General features: G+C 75.9%; 1 protein-coding gene. It reads right to left on the bottom strand.

The annotated features are described in order from the left end of the window. Nucleotides 1-163: 163 nt before the first annotated feature. Nucleotides 164-898 carry a decarboxylase gene (locus tag QK440_RS41205; RefSeq protein ID WP_282798389.1) on the bottom strand — a complete coding sequence of 245 codons (735 nt, stop codon included), beginning with the start codon at nucleotides 896-898 and terminating at the stop codon, nucleotides 164-166. Nucleotides 899-946 lie beyond the last annotated feature (48 nt).

Genomic DNA, 946 nt, shown 5'->3' with positions numbered 1-946 from the left:
CCGTCCACAACCCCGGCCGGTGCTAATTTCTGCCCCCGCCCGGACACACCCCCCCCGGCCGGGGTTTTTCGCACGAGCGCGTCAGCGCGATTTCGGGGGTCCAGGGGGCGGAGCCCCTTGGTTACGGGAAGGGGCGGGATTGGGGAGCCCCCGGCCGGGTCGCTTACGTCGCCTGGACCAAGGGTTCCTTGGTGAAGAGGGCGCCCAGGGCGGGGGCGTTGAGGCGGCGGGTGGCCAGGCGGAGGGCCTCCCAGACGGTGACCTGGTTGGCGGTGAGGACCGGCTTGCCGAGGGCGGCCTCCAGGTCCTGGACGTACGCGGCGGTGTGCAGCGCCGTGTCCGGCAGCAGCACCGCCTGCGCCGCGGGGTGGTCCCCCGCCCGGGCGAGGGCCAGCACCTCCTCGCGCCCCCAGGTGCCGACCTCCGCGGCGGTGACGACGCCGCCGGCGTGCAGCGCCACCACCTCCAGGCCCGCGGCGGCGAGGAAGCCGGAGAAGTGGCCGGCGACGTCCTCGGGGTACGTCGCCGCGACGGCCACCCGCGTCACCCCCAGCTCCCGTACCGCGTGCGCGAAGGCGAAGGACGTCGAGGACGCGGGCAGCCCCGCGGCCCGGGCCAGGGCGCGCACCTGGTCGTGCGCGCCCTCCCAGCCGAAGACGAAGCTGCCGCTGGTGCACGCCCACACCACGGCCTCCGCCCCGCTCAGCCGCAGCTCCTCGACCCCGGCGGCCAGCCGCGCCGGCGACCCCGTCTCCAGGAGCGCGTCGACGCGGTGCGCGTCCTCGCCGATGTCGGTGTGGACGACCTGGAGGCGGACGTCGGAGCCCAGGAGCTGCTCGATGCGCGGGTAGTCGTCCTCGGCGGAGTGCCCCGGGTAGAGGAATCCGAGTGCGGTCAAGTCCAGCCTCCTTCTGCGGCGGGGCCCGCGGTTCCGGGCCCCGCGGGC

This window comes from Streptomyces sp. CC224B (assembly GCF_030010595.1).
Lineage (GTDB): Bacteria > Actinomycetota > Actinomycetes > Streptomycetales > Streptomycetaceae > Streptomyces > Streptomyces longispororuber.
Note: the sequence above shows the minus strand (reverse complement) of the source record. Positions and strands in the feature narration are given on the sequence as shown.